Genomic DNA, 18880 nt, shown 5'->3' with positions numbered 1-18880 from the left:
GGCTGAAAAACCACCGTACCGCGAACGGATCGCATCCGATCCCTTCGCGCGATGACCCACGCCCAAAAAGCGAAACGGAGTTACTTCATATGTCTGCCGATGCCAAGCTGCGCGCCTACCTGGAGCGGGTGACCGCCGAATTGCGCACCACCAGAACGCGATTGCACGAACTGGAGGAGTCCCGTTCGGAACCCATCGCCATCGTCGGGATGGCATGCCGCTTCCCGGAAGGAATCGACACCCCGGAAAAGCTCTGGGACACAGCGGTATCCGGGCGCGAGGTGCTCGGTCCATACCCCACCGATCGTGGCTGGGAGCTGGACAACCTGTTCGATGACGACGCCTCCCTGCGAGGTAAGACCTATTCCCGGTACGGATCGTTCATCCGGAACGCGGCGGACTTCGACGCCGCCTTCTTCGGCATGTCGCCCAGGGAAGCCCGGGTCACCGACCCGCAGCATCGGCTGCTTCTCGAAACCTCCTGGGAAGCCATCGAATCCGCGAAGATCGATCCCGCCTCGCTGGTGGGCAGCGATACCGCCGTCTTCATGGGTGCGATCGTCGACGAGTACGGCGACCGCCTGCGCGCACCCAGCGGCAGCATGGGCGAATACGAGGGCCAGGTCATGCTGGGCAATTCGCGCGGTGTGCTCTCCGGCCGCATCTCCTACACCCTCGGTCTCGAGGGCCCGGCCGTCACCATCGACACCGCGTGCTCGTCCTCGCTGGTGGCATTGCATCTCGGGGTGCAGGCGCTGCGCACCGGACAGAGTTCGCTGGTGCTCGCCGGCGGTGCGACGGTGATGTCCACCCTGGCCTTCGTCCTCGAGTTCTCGCGCATGAGCGGCCTGGCTCCGGACGGCCGGAGCAAGGCGTTCGCCGCGTCGGCCGACGGTATGGGAGTCGGCGAGGGCGTCGGAGTGATTGTGCTGGAACGGCTTTCCGATGCCGAGCGGCTGGGGCACAACATTCTCGCGGTGATCAGGGGCTCGGCGATAAATCAGGACGGTGCCTCCAATGGCCTGACCGCGCCCAGCGGCCAGGCGCAGCAGAAGCTGATCCAGCGCGCGCTCCTCGACGCGCGGCTCACCGCCGCCGACGTAGATGTCGTCGAGGCGCACGGCACCGGAACCGCGCTCGGCGATCCGATCGAGGCCGGGGCGCTGGTCAATACTTACGGCCGGGCACATACCGCCGATCGGCCGTTGCTGCTGGGTTCGATCAAGTCGAATATCGGGCATTCACAGGGCGCTGCCGGGATGGCCGGTGTGATCAAAATGGTCTACGCCATGCGGCACGGACTATTGCCGCGCACCCTGCACGCCGACCCACTGACAGATCTCGTGGACTGGTCCGCAGCGAATGTTCAAGTCCTTCAGGAGAATCTGTCGTGGATCGGTAATGCGGACGCCCCGCGACGGGCGGCCGTGTCGTCGTTCGGCGTGAGCGGAACCAATGCGCACGTGATTCTCGAAGCCGCACCGCGACCCGTACCCGCCGATGAGCGGTCCGGCGACACCGCACCCGGGGTGCTGCCCTGGGTGCTGTCGGCCAAGACCGCGACCGGCGTCGCCGGTCAGGCTCGGCAGCTGCGCCAATTCCTCTCGGAACGGCCCGAATTGGCACCGGGCGACCTCGCTCGCTCCCTGGCCACCACCCGCACGAGTTTCGATCATCGCGCCGCGTTCATCGCCGATGGCAGCGATGCGGTGCTCGCCTGCCTGGATGCCATCGCGGACGGGCTCCCGCATCCGGCGGTGAGCTCGAATCGGGCCGCTGAGCGCCGCGTGGTGTTCGTCTTCCCGGGCCAGGGTTCGCAATGGGTCGACATGGGCCGCGAATTACTGGATACCGCGCCGGTATTCGCCGATCGCATGGCCGAGTGCGCCAAGGCGCTCGCGCCATTCACCGACTGGGAGTTACTGGCCGCGATCCGCGGTGAGGAGGGCGCGCCGGGCCTGGATCGCGTCGATGTCGTGCAGCCCGCGCTGTTCTCGATCATGGTCTCGCTGGCCGCGCTGTGGCAGTCGCTGGGGGTGGAACCGGCGGCGGTCATCGGCCACTCCCAGGGGGAGATCGCGGCGCTGTGCGTGGCCGGAGCGCTCTCGCTCGAGGCGGCCGCCGAGGTGGTCGCGGTGCGCAGTCGCGCCCTGGCGGCGGTGGCGGGCACCGGCACCATGGCCGCGCTCGCCGTCGGAGCGGAGCGAGCTCGCGCCCTCATCGCGGACTATCCGGACACCGTCACCGTTGCCGCGCGCAACGGCCCCCGCGCCACCGTGATCGCCGGTGCGATCGCGGATGTCGAGCGGATCGTGGCGCGCTGTACCGCGGACGGCATCGACGCCCGGCGCATCGATGTCGACTACGCCTCGCACTCCGCGCAGATGGAGGAGCTGCGGCCGCGGCTCACCGAGCTGACCCGGATCACCGCGGGGGAGTTGGAGACCGAATTCTTCTCCGCACTGCTCGGCCGCCGCGCCGACGTCAGCGAGATCGGCGGCGATTACTGGTTCGAGAACCTGCGTCGCCCGGTCGAATTCGAGGGAGCGGTGCGTGCGGCCCTGACGGCGGGCTACGACACCTTCGTGGAGGTGAGTCCGCATCCGGTGCTGTTGCTCGCGGTCGAATCCATCGCGGAGGACGCCGGAACGGAGGTGTGCACCGGCGGCACCATTCGGCGCGGTGACGGGGGAACGGCGCGATTCCTGCAGTCCGCCGGTCAGCTGTACTGTGCCGGTGTCCGCGTGGATTGGGCCCGATTCTTCGCCGAGTTGCCCGGCGGCACCGTGTCACTGCCGACATACGCGTTCGAGCGCAAACGGTTCTGGGTGGATCCGCCGCGAATCGCCGGTGCGGCGCCGGGAGTCGAGCCGATCGACCATCCGATGCTGACGGGGGCCGCTCGCATCGCCGGATCCGATGAGCGGGTGTACTTCGGCTCGGTGTCGACGCGAACGCACCCCTGGCTCGCCGATCACGCCGTTCAGGACCGAATTCTGCTACCGGGCACGGTATTTCTCGAACTCGCGGCATTCGTCGGGGGACACCTCGGCGGCCTGGACGTGGACGAGCTCACCGTGGTCGCACCGCTCGTGCTCGCCGACGCCGTCGCGGCGCAGGTGCAGATCGTGGTCGGCGGCCCGGACGAGGCCCGCCGGAAGATCTCCATCCACTCGCGCGGCGTCGACACCGAGGAGCCGGATCGCTGGGTGGCACACGCCTCGGGTTATCTCGGCGGCGGACCGCGACGAGCGCCGGATACGGCGGCGGACCAGATCGCCTGGCCGCCAACCGACGCGCAAACGGTCGACAGTGCCGAGTTGTACGACGAGCTGGCCGCGCGCGGCTACCACTATGGCCCCGCGTTCCGCGGTGTACAGCGCCTGTGGACCACCCCGGACGGATTCGCCGCCGAGATCGAATGCCCTGCCGCCCTGGCGGATTCGGTGCACTCCTTCGTGATTCATCCGGCGCTGCTCGATGCCGGACTGCACGGCTTCGCCGCGCGGGAGACCACCACCGGCAAACTGGTGCTGCCGTTCTCCTGGCAGGGTGTCACCTTCGGCGAGGTGCGATCGGGACGCCTGCGAGTCCACGTGACCTTCACCGCCGAACTACAGGCACGCATCGTGGTTCGGGACGGGCACGGTGCGCGCATCGGATCCATCGAAGGTCTGACGGTCCGGGAACTCACCGAAACGGCCGAAGCGCCGACGGCGGTGGACGACTGCCTCTTCACCCCGGTGTGGGCGCGCATGCCGCAGCCGCCAGTGCTCGCCCCGGCGGAGCAGCCGGTAGCCGCAGTACTGCTCGGCGCGCGAGGCGTCGAAATCGATTCCGCGACAGTGGATGTGATCGCATCCCTGGACGACTTCCGGGATATCGAGCCGGCCTTGGCCACCGATTCGGCGCGCCCGGTACGGCTGCTGATACTGGCGCTGCCGACCCCGGCCGACTCCGCGCCGGACAGCGACGCCATCGGCGATGTGCTGTCCGTCCTCAACACCTGGATCGCCTCGAACGCCCTGCCGCGGGCTCGGATGCTGGTGCTCACCCGCGCCGCGGTTCGCGCCGTGCCCGCCGATACGGTACATCCGCTCGCGGTCGCGCGCTCTGCCCTGATCCGCTCGGTGCAACTCGAAAACCCGGACCGCATAACGGTTGTCGACCTCGACGACGACGCGGCTCTGGAAAAAGCCGTCGCGCTGGCGATCGCCGGTGATATCCCGGAGGCGGCGGTTCGGCGCGGCGCTGTGCTGGTACCGCGTCTGGCCAGGGCGGCCACGGCACGCGACCGGCAGCTGACCCTGCCCGCGACGAACGGCTGGCGGATCGCCCCGGGCAGCGACGGTGTGGTGGAGAACCTCCTCATCGAGGAATCCGGACTCGGTGCGGATACCGAACTCGCCCCGGACGAAGTGCTGATCGGCGTGCGCGCGACCGGACTCAACTTCCGGGATGTGCTCATCGCGCTGAACGTCTACGAGGGGCCGGGCCGCCGCATCGGCAACGAATGCGCCGGCGATGTGCTCGCCGTCGGCTCGCAGGTCACCGAATTCCAGCCCGGTGACCGGGTTTTCGGCCGGGTGGCCGATTCGCTCGCGGATCTCGCGCTTGCGCATCGCAGTGAACTCGCCACCGTGCCCGCGCACTGGTCGTACGCCGAGGCGGCGTCGGTGCCGATCACCTACGGCTCCGCGTATCACGCGGTCGTGAATATGGCGGGGCTGCAACCTGGGGAGCGAATCCTCATCCACTCCGCCGCCAGCGGCGTGGGCATGGCCGCCGTGGGTTTGGCGCGGATGCTCGGGGCCGAGGTGTTCGCCACCGCGAGTCCACAGAAGTTCGAAGTACTCACCGAGCTCGGCATTCCGGCCGATCATCTCTGCTCCTCCCGCGACGCCGGTTTCGCGGAGGCGTTCCGGGAGGTGCTGGGCGACAGCGGTTTCGACGTCGCCATCGATGCCTTCGCGGGCCCGCTGGTGGACGCGACGTTGCGACTGATGGCGCCGGGTGGACGGTTCATCGAGATCGGCCGCGCCGATATCCGCGATCCGGAGAGCGTGGCCCGCGAGTACGACGGTGTCAGGTACCAGATATTCGATCTGTTCGGCCTGACGCCGCAACAGGTGCGGGAGCGGCTCGGACACATCGTCGAGCTCGTCGTTTCCGGTCGGTGGCCGTTGATTCCGGTGCGTTCGTGGGATATTCGCGAACTGCCCGACGCCTTCAAGATCATCGGAGACGGGCTGCACGTCGGCAAGAACGTCGTCTCGCTCCCGCGCCCGGTCACCGGCCGGGGCACCGTGTTGATCACCGGCGGTCTCGGTATGGCGGGCGCGCACACCGCCCGGCATCTGGTCCGGGAACGAGGCGTCGAACACCTGCTGCTGGTCTCCCGAAGCGGTGTGAACGCCCCCGGCGCAACCGAACTCGTGCGAGAGCTGAGCGACCTCGGCGCCTCGGTGCGGATCGCCGCCTGCGATATCGCCGATCAGGATGCCCTATCGGCCCTGCTCGCCACCATCCCGGCCGAACATCCGCTCACCGGTGTCGTGCACGCCGCCGGTGTGCTGCGCGACGGCATCGCCGCCTCGCTCACCTCGGAGGATGTTCGAACGGTGTTCGCGCCCAAGGCCATCGGTGCGTGGCAGCTGCATCGGCTGACCGAACACCTCGACCTGGACTACTTCGTGCTGTTCTCCTCGGTCGCGGGCGTACTCGGTAATGCGGGTCAGGCGAACTACGCCGCCGCCAACGGCTACCTGGACGGGTTGGCCCGGCTGCGGCGCACCCGTGGACTGCCGGTGACCTCGATCGCTTGGGGTCTCTGGAGCGAGGCCAGCACCATGACCGCGGATGTGGTCACCGACGACGCCGCGCGGCTGAAGCGGCTCGGCATCCTCGGTATGTCGGCCGCGGACGCACTCGATCTGTTCGACCTTGCGCTCGCGGGATCCGATCCCACCCCGGTGGCATCGCGATTCGATCGAGCCAGATTGCGCTCACCGCTCTTCCGCAGGGACGGCGCGCCCGCGACCACGGCCGCGGGCGCGAACGGCCGAGCGCCACAGCGCAATGACGAATTCCGCAGCGCGCTCGCCGCCACCGCGCCCAAACAGCGGGCGCAGACCGCGCTGACCGCGGTGCGCCGGGAAATCGCGGCGACCCTCGGTCTGGAATCCGGTAACGAGGTCGATCCGGACACCGCGTTCCGCGGGCTCGGCTTCGATTCGCTCACGGCCGTCGAACTGCGCAACCGGGTCAACACGCTCACCGGACTGCGACTGCCCACCACCGTGGTCTTCGACAATCCGACACCCCGCGCCCTGGCCGCCGCCATTGTCGAGGAATTGGCCGGTGAGCTACGCGATGCGATCGATGACGAACTGCGCGCGCTCATCGAGCGGGTGCGGGAACTGACCGGATCCGATCGTCTCACCGATGACCGCCGCACCCGGTTCGGAGCCGAACTCGGCGACGTACTGCGCGAACTACAGGGAGACGAAAACGAGTCGGCGGGAGCCGATCTCACCGAGCTGTCGAATGACGAGCTGTACGAAGCGATCGATCGCGAGCTCGAACTGGGGAGGAATCGAGAATGACCGATATTCGGCAGATCGATGTGGGAACACCGCAGCGGAGGTTCGCGCGCGGGTGGCACTGTCTTGGGCGCGCCGCGGAATTCCGCGACGGAAAGCCGCACGCGATCGACGCCTTCGGTACGCGTTTGGTGGTCTTCGGTGACAGCGCCGGGAAATTGCACGTGCTCGACGGCTACTGCCGTCATATGGGCGCGGACCTCTCGCGCGGCGCGATAAAAGGGGATGCGATCGCGTGCCCGTTCCACGACTGGCGGTGGAGCGGTGACGGGCGCTGCGCCGCCATCCCCTATGCGAAACATGTACCGCCGCTTGCCAAGACGCGATCCTGGCCCGCGATCATCAAGGGCGAACTGCTGCTGGTCTGGCACGACCACGAGGGCATGGCACCGCCCGCATCCGCCGCGATACCCGATATCGCGGAGCTGTCCGAGGGCGAGTGGACCGAATGGACCTGGGACGAGATCCGCATCGATGGTGCGCAGCCCCGCGAAATGCTCGACAACCTGGTGGATTTCGCGCATTTCTTCTATCTGCACTACAGCATCCCGGACTACTTCCGCACCGTGTTCGCCGACGATCGCGCCACGCAATATCTGCGCATGCGTGGGCGCAAGGATCACGGCCCGGGCAGTGAACACGACGGCGATATGTCCATCGACTCCGAGGCGCGGTACCACGGACCCGCCTACATGGTGAACCTGCAGCACTACGACTACAGCGGACTGAAACTCGAATCCATCGGGATATTCACGCACTACCCGATAGACGAGAATTCCTTTCTGCTGCAATGGGGTACCTCGGTGCGCCGGCCACCCGGATTCGACGAACGGGTGGCGGGATTGATCGCGCACCGACTGCAGGACGCCACCACGCGCGGCTTCCTGCAGGACGTCGAGGTCTGGAGCAATAAGACCCGCATCGACAATCCGCTGCTCTGTGATACCGACGGCCCGGTCTATCAGCTGCGGCGCTGGTACGAGCAATTCTTCGTCGACGTCGCCGATATCCGGCCCGATATGACAACCCGCTTCGAGTTCGAGGTCGACACCAGTTGGGCCACGGCGCGCTGGGAGCACGAGGTGGCGACGAACATCGCCCGCTCGAACGACGAAATCGACTACGCCACAAGCGAATCCACGAGGTAGCCATGCACGACGCCGTTATCGTCTCCGCCGTCCGTACACCATTCACCCGCGCCTTCTCCGGCGCGCTGTCCCAGAGTTCGGAATTCGACCTGGCCAAGGCCGTCATGCGCGGGGCCATCGAGGGGCCGGGACTGCTCCCGGAAACCATCGACGAGATCGCCATGGGGGAGGTCTATCAAGGGGGCGGTTGCATCGCGCGGTATTCCGCCCTGGATCTCGGATTGCCCGTCGACACACCGGGTATCGCCATCGGCGCGTTCTGCTCCTCCGGCATGGTGGCCATTCACCACGCGGTGGCCGCGGTGCGATCCGGTATGAAGCGCTGTGTCATCGCCGGTGGGGTCACCTCGGTATCCATCTCGGCGGATCCGAACACCGCGCCGAAGGCGTTCTCGCCCAGCCATCCCGGCTCCACCGGGGAACCCGCCTCCGACCTCACCTTCAATCTGGGCGAGATGACCGCCCGCAAACTCGGCGTGACCAGGGACAATATCGACGAATGGGCGTACCGCGCGCACAGCACCGCGGTCAGGGCCATCGATACCGGCCTGTTCGCCGGTGAACACGTACCGGTCGAGACCGACGGCCGCGTCATCTCCGACACCCCCGACGAATTGCCGCGCCGGGATCTGACACCGGAGACGCTGGCGGAGTTGGAGCCCGTGCTGGGCCCGGGCCACACGGTCACCGTCGGCAATCAGACCGGCCTGACCGATGGTGCCGCGGCACTCGCCGTGTGCTCGCGCGCCTACGCCGCCGAATACGGATTACGGCCGCTGGCCACCATTCGCGGCTGGGCGAATGTGGGCGCGGAACCGAACGAGGCGATGAACGCCGCGCTCACCGCGGCCCGGCGGAGTATGCAGGTCGCGGGGCTGCGCACCGATGCCGTCACCCGGTTCGAGATCCACGATTCCTTCGCGGTGCTCGGTCTGGCCTTCGAACGTGCGCTGGATCTGGATCGCGAGCGGTTGAACGTGCTCGGCGGCGGGCTCGCGCTCGGCCATCCCTTCGCGGCCTCCGGCGCGCGCGTTGCCACCACGCTGGTGCATTCACTGCGCCGGGACGGCGGCGGCACCGGCGTCGGGGTGATTCTCGGGGCGGGCGGCATCGCCACCGCCCTGGCTCTGGAAGTGCATGCGGCATAGGACCTTTGGGAGAATCTGATGACACGGGACACCGAATCCGCGCCGCTCGCCGCCGCGCTGACCGCCGACGAGCTGGTCGAGGCCATACCGGAGCTGATCGCGAACGTCAGCACCCGGCTCAGCGCGTCCTCGGACATGCTGCGGGACTGGTCGCGAGCATGGTTGCGCGCCTGGAACACCTACGACGCCGACGCCGCACTGGCGCTGGTGACACCGGATTTCGAATATCTGGACCCGTCCATGTTCGGCGACGCGATCGTCGGCCGTGCGGCCTTCCGCGACTTCCTCGACATGATGTGGCACGCGTTCCCCGATATGGCGATGGAAATCCCCGCCACGCCCTACGTTCCGCTGACCGGAACCGGACTGGCCGTGCCCTGGCGGCTGACCGGCACCTTCACCGGGGAACTGCGGGCGAGCCCCGAGCTGACGATCGCCGCGACCGGCCGAGCCTTCGACATCCACGGCATCGACCTCTACACCTACCGCGACGGACTGCTCAGCCAGTGGACCAGCGTCGCCGACCAGCTCGATCTCGCCCGGCAACTGGGTTTGATACCGGACCCGCACAGCCGCCAGGTCCGCTACGCGCTGCGGGCGCAACGACTGGTCGCGCCGCTGTTCACGGCAAGGCGGAAGCGGTGACGCCACACCGGGATCCGGACCCGGCGGCGGAGTTCTACAGCACTCGGCGGCCGATTCGCACTGCGGGCCGCAAGGCCCTGGTCGCCATCGCCAGTCGCCGCTGGTCCGCGATCTTCTTCCGGCAGCTGCAACCGCGCATGGATCGCGGCGTGTACCGGCTCACCCGGGGCCGGTACAGCACGATGACGCTGTTCACCGGACTGCTGCTCACCGTCACTGGGCGGCGCACCGGCCGGTCGCGTTCGGTACCGCTGCTGTACATCGAGCACGACGGCCGCATCTACGTCACCGGATCCAATGGGGGACAGGACAATCACCCGGAGTGGACGGCCAACCTGCTTGCCGATCCGATGGCCTCGATCACGCTGCGCGGTCGTCGCGTCGCGGTCCGCGCCCGGCTGCTCGAAGGGGATGAGCGAGACCGCGTCTGGCCGGTGCTCACCGCGATCTGGCCCCCGTACGACGTCCACACCGCGCGCAGCGGGCGCACCCTGCGCGTCTTCGAACTCGAACAACTCGGGAGCGCGCAATGACCGCACCTTCGACCGAATCGATCGCCGCCCGGGACTTTCCGGCCCGGTTCTACCGCGACCCGGCCTGGTCCAGGGCCATGGCCGCACCACTGCAGCGGTTCATCAGGGGACATAGCGAGCCCGGACCCGCGGACTGGGACCTGGTCGCGGACGCCCTGATGCGCGCGGACCCGCTCGGCGACGCCCTCGCGGACGCCATCAAGTCCCGTGCGGTGAGCATGGGGCAATTCCGTGCGGCCCTGGCGGATTCGGGACCGATTCCGGAGTCCGCACCGGAACCGTTGCGCCGCTTCCTCACCGCGCTCGAACGCCGGCCGGACTGGGTTGACGACAAACTGCTCGAACGCGGTGCGACCGTCGTAAGGCAGTGCGGCAGAAACGGAATCGACGTCATCACGATCGGGCTGCTGAGCGGCTATCGGGCCTCGGCCACCACCGATATCCTGGTGCGCACCGGCGGCCTGCGCGGCTCCGGAACCGCGCGGCGCATCGGCGAGACAGCCACCTGGTGGTGGGAGTGCATCCAGCCCGGCGGCATGGGCAGAGATCGGCCCGGCTGGCAACTGACCGCGCACGTGCGGCTCATGCACGCGATGGTGAACCGGCACTACGAGACCCGGGACGACTGGGATGAAAGCGCCTGGGGCAAACCGATAAATCAGGCCGATCTGGCGGGCACCTACCATCTGTTCTGCACCTCGTTTCTGCTCATGCTGCGACTGCTCGGCAAGCGGATCGATACCGCCGACGGCTACGCGGTCATGCATCTGTGGCGGTACGTCGGCTGGCTGACCGGCGTCGACGAGGAGCTGCTCGGCCTCGATGAACAGCACGCGCGCACCCTGCTCTTCCACCTCACACTGGCAACTCCGGCGGGGGACGCCAACTCCGCACTGCTGGCCGATTCGCTGGTCGAATCCCGGAAGCTGCTGAATTTCGAATCGCGTCCGGCGCTGCGGCGAACATACGAGTATCAGCGGTTCCGCAGCCTGGCCGCGTTCTATCTGGGCCGGACCGGAATGCGGGAACTGGGGCTCCGTTCGGCCATCCCGTGGTATCCGGCACTGCGGGGACCGCGGAATGCTCTGGTCTGCGCGTTCTTTCGCGTGCTGCCGGGTGGGGACGCCGTGCTGACCCGGATCGGTGAATACGAATTGCGTGGCGTCATGCGGGAGTACTGGGGGCGGGACAGCCCCGGGCTCTCGGACGCACCCGGAAGCCCGTGAAAGGCGAGGCACCGGAAACGACTGCGGCCCAGCTCTTCGGGAGAAGAGCTGGGCCGCAGGGTATTTCGGGGAGTCAGCCCCGGCGTACGCCCGGGTCCACGTCGTCGTCGGTGAGCAGGGCGCTGCCCGCTACCCGGTCCTGGGCCAGGGCGTCCAGGAACGCTCGGGCCCAGCGGTCCACGTCGTGGGTGAGGACCTGGCGGCGCAGGGAGCGCATGCGGCGGCGGCGGGTGTCGCGGTCGTCCTCGATGGCTGCGAGGAGGGCTTCCTTGACGCTTTCCAGGTCGTGCGGGTTGCAGAGGTAGGCCTGGCGTAATTCGGCTGCGGCGCCGGTGAATTCGCTCAGCACCAGGGCGCCGTTGAGGCCGCCCTGGCAGGCCACGTACTCCTTGGCGACCAGGTTCATGCCGTCGCGGAGCGGGGTGACCACCATGACATCGGCGGCCACGAAGAAGGAGACGAGTTCCTCGCGCGGGATGGGGCGGTGCAGGTAGTGCACCACCGGGTAGCCCACCCGGGCGTATTCGCCGTTGATGCGGCCCACCTGGCGTTCGATATCGCCGCGCATCTGGATGTAGGAATCCACCCGTTCGCGGCTCGGTGTGGCCAGCTGCACCATTACCGTGTCGGCGGGATCGATGCGGCCCTCGTGCAGCAGCTCCTCCAGCGCCGCGAGCCGGATATCGATGCCCTTGGTGTAGTCCAGGCGGTCCACACCCAGCAGGATGGTTTTCGGATTACCTAGTTCCGCACGGATTTTCGAGGCGCGTTCGCGCACATTGCGGCGGCGCGAATACTCGTCCAACTCGGTGGAGGTGATGGAGATCGGGAACGCGCCCACCCGCACGGTGCGGAAACCCACCTGCACCACACCGAGTTTCGAGCGCACGCCCACGTTGCCGCGCGAAGTCGGTTGTCCGGCAAGCCTTCTGGCCAGGTACAGGAAGTTCTGCGCACCGCCCGGCAGATGGAAGCCGATCAGATCCGCGCCCAGCAGACCCTCGACGATCTCTGTGCGCCAAGGCATTTGCATGAACAGCTCGACCGGCGGGAACGGAATGTGCAGGAAGAAGCCGATGGTCAGATCCGGGCGCAGCATGCGCAGCATCTTGGGCACCAGCTGCAACTGGTAATCCTGCACCCAGACCGTCGCGCCCTCGGCGGCCACCTTCGCGGTGTACTCGGCGAAACGCCGATTCACCTGCACATACGCCTGCCACCAATTCCGGTCGTAGACCGGGCGCACGATCACATCGTGGTACAGCGGCCACAGCGTGGCATTGGAGAAACCCTCGTAGTAATCGGCGACCTCGTCGGAGGACAGCGGTACCGGATGCAGTTCCAGACCGTCCTCGACGATCGGATCGAGTTCCACATCGGGGACGCCGGCCCAGCCGACCCAGGCGCCCTTGTTGTTTCGCAGCACCGGCTCCAGCGCGGTCACCAGACCGCCGGGGCTGCGCTTCCAGCGGGTGGTGCCGTCCGGCAGTTTCTCGAGGTCGACCGGTAGCCGATTGGCGACGACGACGAAACCTGAACCGGCGCTATCCGGGTTCACTTCTCATTCGCTCCGCGTAAGGGGACCGATGCCCAGCATCGAGAGCAACATGCGGCATTCGTCGGCATCGGTGGCGTACGCGGCCACGACACGCTGTGCCTGACGGGCTGTCTCGTCGGCGAGTGGTTCCAGATCGTCGTCCGCGATGTCGTTTGCGCTGCTCTTCGCGGCCATAATCATGTCCTCTCGGGGAGTCTGCTCAGCTTGCGAGGCCCCCATCCTATCCGGAGCGTTCGAACGATCCCTGTCGTGCGTGTACAGCGAGCCCGAAACGCAATACGCATTACGGACGATTCACCTGCGGACCGTACGGGCGGATACGCCTGCCTTACGGTGGTGACAGGAACTGTTGCGCAATTTTGATGAAGGGGTCGTAGTAATGCCGTTGGCCACGGTGCACGGAATCTCGCTGAACTACCAGGTCAAGGGGTCCGGACCGCTGGTCGTCATGATCATGGGGACGGGCAGCGGCGGTCGCGTGTGGGAACTGCACCAGGTGCCCGCGCTGGTCGCGGCCGGCTACCGGGTGTGCACCTTCGACAATCGCGGCATCGCGCCGTCCTACGAGGCCGCGCAGGGCATGACCATCGACGAACTGGTGCGCGACACCGCCGGGCTCATCGAATTCCTCGGTGAGGGACCGGCATTGGTGGTCGGCACCTCCATGGGCGCGCGCGTCGCCCAGGAACTCGCCCTGGCCCGCCCCGACCTGGTGCGCAAGGCCGTATTCATGGCCGGGCACGCCCGCCTGGACCAGCTGCAGAAGACCCTCTCGCTGGGCGAACACGAACTCGACGCCTCCGGGGTGCGGCTGCCCGCCAAGTACGAGGCCGCCATCACCGCCCTGATGAATCTGTCCCCGGCCACCCTCGCCGACACCCACGCCGCCCGGGACTGGCTCGACCTGTTCGAATTCACCGGCGGACCGGCCACCCCCGGTGTGCGCGCCCAGCGCCGCATGGACCATGATTTCGACCGCACCGCCGCCTACCGGGGTATTACCGTGCCCTGTCTGTCGGTCGGCTTCGCGGACGATCGGATGATCCCGCCGTACCTGTCCCGCGAGGTCGCGGAGGCCATTCCGGGCGCCCGCTATCAGGAGATCCCGGACGCCGGGCACTTCGGCTACCTGGAACGACCCGAGGCCGTGAACAAGATCCTGCTGGAATTCTTCGCGGGCTGAAGGTAACCGCCCAGCCGTAACGCGACCCTTGCTAGGGTCGAATCAACGTCGGGGGCTCGTCCTTGCGCTGTGGTGCCAACCCAGTGCCAAGATGATCCGTCAGCGTTCCTGTACAAGCGCCAGTATCCAGTGAGGTGAAATGAGCACCAATCCTTTCGACGACGAAGACGGCCGGTTCTTCGTCCTGGTCAACGATGAGGAACAGCACTCCCTGTGGCCGGCCTTCGCCGAGGTTCCGGCGGGGTGGCGGGTCGTGTTCGGTGAGGATTCGCGCGCCGCGTGCGTCGAATACGTCGAGAAGAACTGGACGGATATGCGTCCCAAGAGCCTGCGCGATGCCATGGCCGCCGATGATGCGGCACGTCAGGCGGCGCAGTCCTGACATCGAGCGGTTGACCCGGTACTGCACAGGAACGTCCTGAATGCGGCCTGTGGCGCCACAAGCGCCACGGTCGTATTCGGTGCAGCTCCATGAGGTATCGCTCAACCGGGTGACCGGCTTTTTCCGCGCAGCCGGCCCACCTGGTTATGATGGGCACCGCCTTCCGCCTCCTTAGCTCAGTGGTAGAGCACTCGCCTTGTAAGCGAAAGGTCGTCAGTTCAATCCTGACAGGGGGCTCTGTTCCGCCTCCCCGCGACTTCGGTCGTGGGGAGGCGGCTTTTTTGTTCATATCGCTCCCAGGAAACTCCCAGGGTTGGTACAGCGAACTCCCGGGCCCGGGCAGCAGTATGAGGTCATGACAGGTGTGCCCGGGAACCGCGAAGCCGAAGCCAGAGTGCTGGTTGTCGATGATGAGCCGATGATCGTCGAGCTGCTCTCGGTGAGTCTGCGGTATCAGGGGTTCGAGGTGGCGAGCGCCGGGAGTGGCACCGAGGGGCTGGATCGGGCTCGGGTGTTCCGGCCGGACGCGCTCATCGTCGATGTGATGATGCCCGGAATGGATGGCTTCGGGTTGCTGCGGCGGCTGCGGGCGGACGGGATCGACGCGCCCGTGCTGTTCCTGACCGCGCGGGACGAGGTCGAGGACAAGATCACCGGATTGACCTTGGGCGCAGACGATTACGTGACCAAGCCGTTCAGCCTCGAGGAAGTGGTGGCGCGACTGCGGGTGATTCTGCGGCGGGCCGGGCGGGCCGCGCCGGAGACCAAATCCTCGCGGCTGCGATTCGCCGATATCGAACTCGACGATGACACCCACGAGGTGTGGAAGGCGGGGGATCCGGTGCCGTTGTCGCCCACCGAATTCACCCTGCTGCGGTATTTCATGGTCAATGCCGGGACCGTGCTGAGCAAGCCGCGGATCCTGGATCACGTGTGGCGCTACGACTTCGGCGGTGAGGTGGGCGTGGTGGAGACCTATGTGTCGTACCTGCGCAAGAAGGTCGACACCGGGCCGGATCGGCTCATCCACACCCTGCGCGGGGTCGGCTACGTCATGCGGGAGCCGCATCGCCGGTCGGCCGCGAAGTGAGCCCACGCGCCCGGTTGTCGGATCGGCTCGCCGCGATACCGCTGCGGACCACCCTCGCCCTGGCGCTGGTGTCGCTCGCCGGAATCGGCCTGCTGGTCTCCGGGATCGCGGTGACCACGCTCATGCGCAATGTGCTCATCGATCGCATCGACCGGCAGCTGAGCGAGGCCGCGCACAGTTGGGCCGCGCCCGGTGCGAATCGGCCCGAGACACTGCCCGCGCCGCCCGCGGGCCGCGAACGCCCGGCCGATCTGCTCTATGTGCGCGTACAGGATTCGACCGGCAAGCTCACCCTGCACCTCGATGTCGGCACCGGGCAGCCCGCGATCCCCGACGGCCTGGGCAGGCATGCGGTCACCGTGGGATCGGTCGGCGACTCGTCGGAGAAATGGCGGGTGCTGCGCATCGTCAACCAGAACGGCACCAGCACGGTCGGACTGCGGATGGATCAGACCCGCACCATTCTGGACCGGCTGATCCTGTTGCAGGCCGTGATCGGCGCGCTCGTGCTGGCGGCGCTGGCGTTCTGCGCGCGCCTGGTGGTGCGGCGCAGTCTGCGACCGCTCGAGGAGGTCGAACGGACCGCCGCCGCCATCGCGGGCGGGGATCTGCATCAGCGAGTTCCGGTGCGCGGCAACGATACCGAGGTGGATCGGCTGTCGCAGTCGCTGAACACCATGCTCACCCAGATTCAGCAGGCGTTCGCCGCCACCGAGGCGTCCGAGGAAGCCGCATTGCGCTCCGAGGCCAAGATGCGGCAGTTCGTCGCCGATGCCAGCCATGAATTGCGCACGCCGCTGACCACCATCAAGGGCTTCTCCGAGCTGTACCGGCAGGGCGCGATCACCGAACCCGAAATGCTGATGGATCGCATCGAACGCGAATCCAAGCGGATGGGACTGCTGGTCGAGGACCTGCTCATGCTGGCCCGGCTGGACGCGCAGCGGCCGGTGGAACGACGGCCGGTGGATCTGCTGACGCTCGCCAGCGATGCGGTGCACAATGCCCGCGCGCTGGCGGCGGTGCAGCAGGGGGACGGGCCGGTGCGGTCCGTCGATCTGGAAATCCGTTCCGGCTCAGGCACATTGGAGATCGAGGGGGATGAGACCCGGTTGCGGCAGATCCTGGGCAACCTGGTGAACAACGCGCTCGTGCACACCCCGCCCGAGGCGGCGGTGACCGTACGGCTCACGCCGGGCGAGGACGATGTGCTGCTGGAGGTGGCAGATACCGGGCCGGGGCTCGCGCCGGAACAGGCCGAGCGGGTGTTCGAACGCTTCTATCGCACCGACAGCTCACGCAGTCGGGTCAGCGGCGGCACCGGATTGGGGCTCTCGATCGTGCAGGCACTGGTCACCGCGCACGGTGGCGAGGTGTCGGTGACCAGTGCGCAGGGTGAAGGGACGACCTTCAGCGTGCGACTGCCGCGAACCGGTCAGTCCGGGACATTGGCGCTGTAGCCCAGATCGCGCAGCGCCTGCTTGATCTTGGCCTGCGCCTCGTCCAGCGATTCCTTGCTCGGCTCCGGATCCGCGGCGGTGATATCGAAATCACCCAGCTCGAACGCCGGGAACACGTGCAGGTGCAGATGCGGCACCTCCAGCCCGGCGATCAGCAGACCCGCGCGCGGGGCATCCCACGCCGCCCGCACCGCCCGGCCGATCTTCTGCGCGACGCCCGTCATCCGCGACATGGTCTCCGGATCCAGGTCCTGCCACTGGTCGATCTCCTTGCGCGGCACCACCAGCGTGTGCCCCTGCGTCACCGGCGCGATCGTGAGGAAGGCGACGAATTCATCGTCCTCCCAGACGAATCGGCCCGGCAGCTGACCTTCGATGATCAATGAGAAAACAGAAGCCATGCCCGGCAGATTACGCGCGCCCGGTGACCAGCGCCCGCGCGCTCCGGCTGCCCGGCACCCGGGCTCACGCGGATTGCGACCGCCACGGCGGCCGACCCGTGTTCGAGGTGGTGGCCGAACTATTGCGTACTGCGGGCGAACTTCGGGCGCATCGTGCGTGAACCGGGCGGTGGCGGTCGGCGGGCACGCTTTAAGCTGTCTGCCGTGCGCGTACTCGTCATCGGTTCCGGAGCCCGTGAACATGCCCTCGCCCTGGCCCTGCGCCGGGACCCGGCGGTGACCGCGGTGGCGGTCGCGCCCGGGAACGCGGGCATTGCCCAGCATGTGGATGTGCGGCCCGTCGACCCCAGTTCGGGGGAGGAAGTGGCCGCGCTCGCGCGGGAACTGACGGCGGATCTGGTGGTGATCGGGCCCGAGGTGCCGCTGGTGCTCGGCGTCGCCGACGCGGTGCGGGCCGCCGGGATTCCGGCCTTCGGGCCGTCCGCGGCCGCCGCGCGGATCGAAGGGTCCAAGGCCTTCGCCAAGGACGTGATGAACGCGGCGGGCGTGCGCACCGCGCACAGCGAGATCGTCGATCATCCGGGTGAGCTGGACGCGGCGCTGGATCGCTTCGGGCCGACCTGGGTCGTCAAGGATGACGGGCTGGCCGCGGGCAAGGGCGTGGTGGTGACCGCCGATCGGTCCGTCGCGCGCGAGCACGGGGCCGAACTGCTGGAGAACGGGCATCCGGTACTGCTGGAATCCTTCCTGGACGGGCCGGAAGTATCGCTGTTCTGCCTGGTCGACGGCGAGAACGTGGTGCCGCTGCTGCCCGCGCAGGATCACAAGCGCGTCGGCGACGGGGATACCGGGCCGAACACCGGTGGCATGGGCGCGTACACACCGCTGCCGTGGCTCAGCGATGAGACCTTGCAGGCCATCGTCGACGATGTGGTGAAACCCGTTGCGGCCGAAATGGTCCGGCGCGGGGTGCCGTTCAGCGGACTGCTGTACGCCGGGCTCGCGGTCGGATCGGCCGGACCCGCCGTCATCGAATTCAATTGCCGCTTCGGCGATCCCGAGACCCAGGCCGTGCTGACCATGCTGGACAGCCCGCTCGGCGAACTGCTGTTCGCCACCGCCACCGGCACCCTCGGCGACGTCGAGGCCCCGCGCTGGAAGGACGGCGCGGCCGTCACCGTGGTGCTCGCCGCCGAGAACTACCCGGGCCGCCCGCGTTCCGGCGATGTCATCACCGGCGCCGAATCCTCCGGCACCGGAACCACTTCCGAGGTCATGCACGCGGGAACCGCACTGCGCGAAGACGGTTCGATCGTCTCCGCCGGTGGCCGCGTGCTCTCCATCGTCGGCCAGGGAGCGGACCTGTCCGAGGCCCGCAAGAACGCCTACGACCGCCTCGCCGGAATCAAGCTGCCCGGCGGCCACTTCCGCACCGATATCGCCCTCGCCGCGGTCGAAGGCCGCATCACCGTCCCCACCCCCGTGGTCTGACCAACGCGATTTC

14 protein-coding genes and 1 tRNA gene are annotated in these 18880 nt (G+C 67.7%); 12 read left to right on the top strand and 3 right to left on the bottom strand.

What is annotated here, in order from left to right; genetic code table 11:
• Positions 1-89 precede the first annotated feature (89 nt).
• Genes ACFVUS_RS18385 through ACFVUS_RS18360 form a run of 6 tightly spaced genes read left to right on the top strand, consistent with a single transcriptional unit; the run spans position 90 to position 11302 of the window.
• Complete coding sequence (locus tag ACFVUS_RS18385; RefSeq protein WP_387767275.1) at positions 90-6605, top strand: SDR family NAD(P)-dependent oxidoreductase; 6516 nt, start codon at positions 90-92, stop codon at positions 6603-6605.
• Positions 6602-7750, top strand: coding sequence for a Rieske 2Fe-2S domain-containing protein (locus tag ACFVUS_RS18380; protein WP_387767272.1), 1149 nt, complete (start codon positions 6602-6604; stop codon positions 7748-7750). Before ACFVUS_RS18385 ends, ACFVUS_RS18380 begins: the two co-directional genes overlap by 4 nt.
• Positions 7751-7752: 2 nt before the next feature.
• Entirely contained in the window at positions 7753-8898 is a 1146-nt protein-coding gene (locus ACFVUS_RS18375; RefSeq protein ID WP_387767269.1) for a thiolase family protein, read from the top strand.
• Positions 8899-8916: 18 nt separating this feature from the next.
• Positions 8917-9543, top strand: coding sequence for an ester cyclase (locus tag ACFVUS_RS18370; RefSeq protein WP_387767266.1), 627 nt, complete (start codon positions 8917-8919; stop codon positions 9541-9543).
• A complete protein-coding gene (locus ACFVUS_RS18365) occupies positions 9540-10076 on the top strand; it encodes a nitroreductase/quinone reductase family protein (RefSeq protein ID WP_387767263.1) in 537 nt (178 codons plus the stop codon). Before ACFVUS_RS18370 ends, ACFVUS_RS18365 begins: the two co-directional genes overlap by 4 nt.
• Positions 10073-11302, top strand: a complete 1230-nt coding sequence (locus ACFVUS_RS18360) for an oxygenase MpaB family protein (RefSeq protein WP_387767260.1) — start codon at positions 10073-10075, stop codon at positions 11300-11302. Before ACFVUS_RS18365 ends, ACFVUS_RS18360 begins: the two co-directional genes overlap by 4 nt.
• 73 nt (positions 11303-11375) lie before the next feature.
• On the opposite strand, the gene ACFVUS_RS18355 is transcribed toward ACFVUS_RS18360, so the two are convergent.
• Positions 11376-12860, bottom strand: a complete 1485-nt coding sequence (locus tag ACFVUS_RS18355; RefSeq protein ID WP_387767257.1) for a trehalose-6-phosphate synthase — start codon at positions 12858-12860, stop codon at positions 11376-11378.
• A gap of 3 nt (positions 12861-12863) precedes the next feature.
• The gene (locus tag ACFVUS_RS18350; RefSeq protein WP_364641745.1) at positions 12864-13034 is read right to left on the bottom strand and encodes a hypothetical protein; all 171 of its coding nucleotides are present in this window, start codon (positions 13032-13034) and stop codon (positions 12864-12866) included.
• 205 nt (positions 13035-13239) lie between these two features.
• On the opposite strand from ACFVUS_RS18350, the gene ACFVUS_RS18345 reads away from it, so the two are divergent.
• The 5 genes from ACFVUS_RS18345 (at position 13240) to ACFVUS_RS18325 (ending at position 16975) form a co-directional block, all read left to right on the top strand.
• Positions 13240-14043 (top strand): alpha/beta hydrolase, encoded by an 804-nt coding sequence (locus ACFVUS_RS18345; protein ID WP_364641742.1) that lies wholly within the window; start codon positions 13240-13242, stop codon positions 14041-14043.
• A 139-nt stretch (positions 14044-14182) separates the two neighbouring features.
• Positions 14183-14425 carry an MbtH family protein gene (locus ACFVUS_RS18340; protein WP_019931522.1) on the top strand — a complete coding sequence of 81 codons (243 nt, stop codon included), beginning with the start codon at positions 14183-14185 and terminating at the stop codon, positions 14423-14425.
• A gap of 165 nt (positions 14426-14590) precedes the next feature.
• Positions 14591-14662 (top strand) — tRNA-Thr (locus ACFVUS_RS18335).
• A gap of 118 nt (positions 14663-14780) precedes the next feature.
• Positions 14781-15515 carry a response regulator transcription factor gene (locus ACFVUS_RS18330; protein WP_364641739.1) on the top strand — a complete coding sequence of 245 codons (735 nt, stop codon included), beginning with the start codon at positions 14781-14783 and terminating at the stop codon, positions 15513-15515.
• Positions 15512-16975 (top strand): sensor histidine kinase, encoded by a 1464-nt coding sequence (locus ACFVUS_RS18325; protein WP_387767253.1) that lies wholly within the window; start codon positions 15512-15514, stop codon positions 16973-16975. The genes ACFVUS_RS18330 and ACFVUS_RS18325 overlap by 4 nt, the downstream gene beginning before the upstream one ends.
• On the opposite strand, the gene ACFVUS_RS18320 is transcribed toward ACFVUS_RS18325, so the two are convergent.
• Positions 16951-17376, bottom strand: a complete 426-nt coding sequence (locus ACFVUS_RS18320; RefSeq protein WP_364641733.1) for an HIT family protein — start codon at positions 17374-17376, stop codon at positions 16951-16953. The two genes, ACFVUS_RS18325 and ACFVUS_RS18320, sit on opposite strands and share 25 nt — an antisense overlap.
• 204 nt (positions 17377-17580) lie before the next feature.
• Here ACFVUS_RS18320 and purD point away from each other — a divergent pair, with 204 nt between their 5' ends.
• The gene (purD, locus tag ACFVUS_RS18315) at positions 17581-18867 is read left to right on the top strand and encodes a phosphoribosylamine--glycine ligase (RefSeq protein WP_387767248.1); all 1287 of its coding nucleotides are present in this window, start codon (positions 17581-17583) and stop codon (positions 18865-18867) included.
• The last annotated feature ends 13 nt before the right edge of the window (positions 18868-18880 follow it).

The sequence above is a fragment of the Nocardia sp. NPDC058058 genome, from assembly GCF_042885355.1.
In the GTDB taxonomy this organism is placed as follows: Bacteria; Actinomycetota; Actinomycetes; order Mycobacteriales; family Mycobacteriaceae; genus Nocardia.
The sequence above is the reverse complement of the archived record's forward strand: the minus strand, read 5'-3'. Positions and strand labels throughout refer to the sequence as shown.